This is a genomic window from Colwellia ponticola (assembly GCF_005885605.1).
Classification (GTDB): Bacteria; Pseudomonadota; Gammaproteobacteria; order Enterobacterales; family Alteromonadaceae; genus Colwellia; species Colwellia ponticola.
Genome location: NZ_SZVP01000076.1, coordinates 1 through 476, shown reverse-complemented (window position 1 = coordinate 476; position 476 = coordinate 1). Strand labels below are relative to the sequence as shown.

The window sequence follows — 476 nt, the reverse complement described above, 5'->3', positions numbered from 1 at the left end:
TGAGCCAGATAAGGAAAGCCTGCAGCGATGCAGGCTTTTTTTGCCTTGGATTTTTCCGGGGTGATCAAAGCGCACAGCGTGACCCGCATGAATGCACCTCAAATCCTACGATTCCGAGGTCAATATCATGAAAGTCACTGCGGTCGTTTCAACCAAAGGCGGGCCGGGTAAAACTGCGGTTGGCGTCAATCTGGGCGCGTTCTGCGCCGATGCAGGGATCCGTACCCTGCTCATCGATCTGGATAATCAGCCGTCGCTGTCGTCGTTCTATGCGCTATCGCACGAGGCGCCCGGTGGAACCTATCAACTGATCGCGAACAACGAGACCCGGGCCGACCAGGTCATTTCGCACACCTGCATTCCTAATCTCTCACTGATCCATTCCAATGATCCGTTCAATCAGCTGACGCCACCGCTTACATCCGGTGATGCTCCAGCAAGAAGTCTACGAACAGTCGCACCCGCGCCGGCATTGC

The 476-nt window shown here is 55.5% G+C and carries 1 protein-coding gene; it reads left to right on the top strand.

Features of this window, described 5'->3' with window-relative positions; all coding sequences use genetic code 11:
- Positions 1-127: 127 nt before the first annotated feature.
- A partial coding sequence (locus FCS21_RS15910) for a ParA family protein (RefSeq protein ID WP_222927986.1) occupies positions 128-476 on the top strand: 349 nt, incomplete at its 3' end.